Origin of the sequence: Pseudoalteromonas peptidolytica, from assembly GCF_012641745.1 — a bacterium.
GTDB lineage: Bacteria > Pseudomonadota > Gammaproteobacteria > Enterobacterales > Alteromonadaceae > Pseudoalteromonas > Pseudoalteromonas peptidolytica.
In genome coordinates, this window is sequence record NZ_WEHZ01000068.1 from 1 (window position 1) to 3,910 (window position 3,910).

General features: G+C 38.9%; 3 protein-coding genes. 1 reads left to right on the forward strand and 2 read right to left on the reverse strand.

Going from position 1 to position 3,910, the window contains the following annotated elements; translation table 11 throughout:
• Nucleotides 1-559: 559 nt before the first annotated feature.
• Entirely contained in the window at nt 560-1,441 is an 882-nt protein-coding gene (locus tag F9Y84_RS21685) for a polysaccharide deacetylase family protein (protein ID WP_147391435.1), read from the reverse strand.
• 332 nt (nt 1,442-1,773) lie between these two features.
• Here F9Y84_RS21685 and F9Y84_RS21690 point away from each other — a divergent pair, with 332 nt between their 5' ends.
• Nucleotides 1,774-2,475: a hypothetical protein gene (locus tag F9Y84_RS21690; RefSeq protein ID WP_147391434.1), complete on the forward strand. Its 702-nt coding sequence runs from the start codon at nt 1,774-1,776 to the stop codon at nt 2,473-2,475.
• A 296-nt stretch (nt 2,476-2,771) separates the two neighbouring features.
• Here the strand turns inward: F9Y84_RS21690 and F9Y84_RS21695 are convergent, their stop codons facing one another.
• The gene (locus tag F9Y84_RS21695; RefSeq protein ID WP_147391433.1) at nt 2,772-3,131 is read right to left on the reverse strand and encodes a GFA family protein; all 360 of its coding nucleotides are present in this window, start codon (nt 3,129-3,131) and stop codon (nt 2,772-2,774) included.
• Nucleotides 3,132-3,910 lie beyond the last annotated feature (779 nt).

The following is a 3,910-nucleotide window of genomic DNA, read 5'->3' on the forward strand; positions in this document are numbered from 1 at the left end:
TTAATCCCTTTGGCGGCTTCTCTTGCGAAAGCTTCAAGTTCTTTCTTATTCATGTTCATCTGCCTATCCTTAACCCATCTATAGGGTAATTTGAGATAGGCAATTACACAAAATTAGTTACAGTCTCCAGTGAACGTGTACTTGCCCCTTTGCACAACCTCGGTACATTTTTGACAGTGTTTTCGCCGAGTTTACTGAGCGCCCAAAGGCTAGCTATCAGAAGTGAATTCAACGTAGTTAGCACTAAAACTAGCTACTAAAAAGACATTAATTATCCGTAGGTTAGGCTATTTAGTTGTTGGATGATATGTGTCCTTTCCCAAGTCAGCTACTTTAATCTTGGCATGGATAAACAGCAGGTTACTTCATTTTTATTAAATATCAACTAGCATTTTTTATTCAGATGATAAGCCAAATGGTGCAAGCTAAATTTACTGCCAGCACCAAACTATTGAGAGTAAACTCAAGCTTGCAAGCAATGACAACAGCTTAAGCTACCTAATGATTAAGTCTTTGAATAAGTTATATGAGATAGCAGTGGCGCAGTTTTCGTTAAACATTACTTCAGCTGGTTCATGGTTTTGAATTCCATTCCTATCTTTTTTGCATGTTCAAATATTTTTAACAGTGTGCTTGTTGGTGTCTGCCAGCGATCCGTTACTTCGCCTTCAACAATACAATGCCCTACCAAAACCAAATCTCGACCTGTTTTCATTGCTCTTTCCATTGCCCCAAACACTCTTTCTTGAGGCTCAAAGTAAGCACTATCAATCCCAATACCATTGTAAAAATAGCCATCGCTTTGTGTCGCAAACCTCAAGCTTTCTGTCTTGGGTGTTAAATAACCTCTTACCGAGGTAAACTCCGCACTCAAAGCTTCACTCAATTCTAAATTATATGCACCGAATGGAAATGCAAAAGCGGTTACGTTAAGGCCATCATTTCTCATCGTAGTAAGCGAATTTAAAACAGCTCCTGAGAGCCAAGACTCGACACCTTCCTTTTCAGCCCATTCAACAGCATTTGCATGATAAGTTGTATGGTGAGCGATCTCAAAACCGCGACTTTGTAAGTCAAGTAAATTAGCTGTCATATCGCTATTATATTTACTTACATATAAGGTAGCTGTCGCTCCGTGCTCTTCGAAAAGGTGCGCGTGTTCAACCCAAGAGTCCACACAGTGACCATCATCAAATGTTAACACCACACCGCCTTGATTGGCTCGGCCAGAAATCACTTCCTTCATGACTTCGACTTCTTTAATTACCTCAACTTCTTTAATTACCTCAACTTCTTTAATTACCTCAACCTCTTTTATTACTTCTACTTCTTTTATTACCTCGACTTCTTTTATTACTTCTACTTCTTTGACTTTATCAGAAGAACAACCTACCGAAGTGACTATTGCGATTGCAAGTGGCAAATATTTAAATGTTGACATGACACGTCCCTATATTAATAACAAAAGGAGGCGATGCTAGCACTTAAGATTTACCCATTAAAGGAAAATTGGTGATAATTCTCAATTTGAAACAACTAAAAACTGATTAACAAACAAGCAGTTACAAAATGCAAACAAAAAAACAAGCGAGTGACAAATAAAAACAAAAACCTCACAATAAAAACAAATTAGACCCCCCCCCCGCATAGGGCTTCGATTAGGTGAAGTTACAACAGTGACGCATACAATTAAGAGTAAACTTCTCTTGTTTTTAGTTTTGGGGTATAAACTGATGTGAAAAATAATGAAATAAATAGCCCAAGGAAGTACTTATGTCATTAGCCAAGCACACACTAGACTTATCACTGACGGATAAAGTGTGGTTCAAATACGTTTCTTTAAAAAACAAAAACGAATTGACTGATAAGTCTCAAGTATCGCTCAATTCTATAGCTGCTCTGGGTATGCTAAGTGGTCGCGCTGAGTTTTTATTTGCCTTACTAGTCTTTGCCTTAGCTATCACAGCGTCGGTTGTTGATGGAGCATACCCACGCTATATTGCTTTTCCAGCATGTTTATTTGCATTTTTAATTATCTTTTTTACCAAAAGAGTCATGCTGTATAAAAAGTTCGGGTTTGGCTCTCAATGGGTTATGGATGTATCAAAAGAACAGTTAACTATCTCACCTCAAGCAATTAAAGGAAGAGCAAGTGGCACGCAAAAAATTGCCAGAGAAAACATTAGCGAGGTTGTTTTTCACTATTTATTGTTAAAGGACAAAAAAAGTGGGAAACTCAAAACCACAGCCAATTTATGCTTTGCTGAAATCTTATTAAAAGATGGAACAAAAGTAGAGCTCAATGGCACCAGAATCGGCCTTTTCGACTTACTCTACTTAATGGTATTTTTCGACTATCCCTTAGTTTATCGCAATACATCTGCAGGTGGCAGTTCAGATATCGCTATCATTTTATTACGATTACTCTCCCTTTCTGCTATCGCCGCAAGTCTTGCTAAGCTTGCGCTTAACTAAACTGATTTGCGCTTGCTATCGTTTAAACTGGATAATAAGCGCTTTTCCACTTTCATCATTGATTTTCTTAATAACTTCAAGCTTTTCAGTTATTCTTTGGCAATCAAATTGATGAGTGATGATACTTCGCACCTCATCGTCTGATGGCTTAACTGCACTCTGCTAACAACGCTCAGTCACCTGTAGAGTATGAAAACTCTCTAAGAAAAGTGTTCGGCCGGAGTTGAGCAGAGCAACCTGTTATACAAGTAATTGAAGGTACGATAAGTACCTTCCTGCCACTTTTTCCCGCTCCGTTATGTAGATGTGTTAATACTGTAAGAATGGGATATAGGCTGAAGAGATTGACGACTATTACTATCAAATACACCTAATGCCAAGGCAATTACTGGCGCATCATCAATCTCACCTAATGTACTGCCACAGTTGGGGCAAAAAGCACGTGATGAGTATTGTGACGAACGCCAGATTTTTGGCATTCCACCTTCCCCATCCCAACTTACTTCATCGCGCGCAAACTCCACCCATGCAAGCGTTAACGCACCGCTATGCCGCTGGCACATTTTACAAGAACATGTATGAGGGTTATGTGGTACTCCTATTGCAGTAAAGCGGATCTGCCCACATAAACATCCGCCTACAAAACGCTCTGCCATCCTTTTATTACCTCCTTTTACAATTAGCATACTAGTTAATTTAACTGGGATGCTGGGTCAACCTTCAGTGAGAAGCAAAAGTGCCACTTTAACTACTGTTACAGGACGTTTTATTTACTCAATTTTAGCCCGATAATTATTGACCCTAAAAAAGGGTCAAATAAAGCACAGATTTGCATACCTAACCAAACGCTTTATGCTTCTGAGCGCAATATTTCAACAACCAAAAAAACCTCCCGTTCGATTTTGAGAACATATTAGTTTTGTTAAAAGCTTAAAAACAAAGGCATAGAGCTACCTTCCAATAAAAAAGCCCAACCAAAATGGCTGGGCTATCACTTATTACTGCACTATTAGTTTAGTGCCACCGCTGTTGCACTCGCGAGACAACTAGCAGTCACAATCGCATAGTTTGGCAGTGCTTTTTTGCGACGACGTAATAATAGCGCCGACTATATACAAAAGCGCAGTAAAAAAAAGCGATTCATATCAAAAAAACAAGAGCGTTGGAGCCTTTTAGTACCAAAAAGAACAATAGTTAAATCAACACCTGCCTGCTCAATATGCTGCATCTAAACTTGAATTTATATACATCAAGCGCTTTGTGTTGGATTAGCGTCATCAAAAAACAACTAAATGTGACTGAGGGTTTAGCAGGGCGGGATCGCACTTTTAGCTAATTTATGATCAAATAGCGCCAATCCCATTGCTAGGCGCAACCAATGAACCTGATTGAACACCTTACAGTTGTAGAAGAAACTCGCTCTGATATTAACAAA

Excerpts from the sequence above, each read along its gene's own strand:
- F9Y84_RS21690 (WP_147391434.1), top strand. The coding sequence starts at position 1,774 with ATGTCATTAGCCAAGCACACACTAGACTTATCACTGACGGATAAAGTG.
- F9Y84_RS21695 (WP_147391433.1), bottom strand. The coding sequence starts at position 3,131 with ATGGCAGAGCGTTTTGTAGGCGGATGTTTATGTGGGCAGATCCGCTTT.
- F9Y84_RS21685 (WP_147391435.1), bottom strand. The coding sequence starts at position 1,441 with ATGTCAACATTTAAATATTTGCCACTTGCAATCGCAATAGTCACTTCG.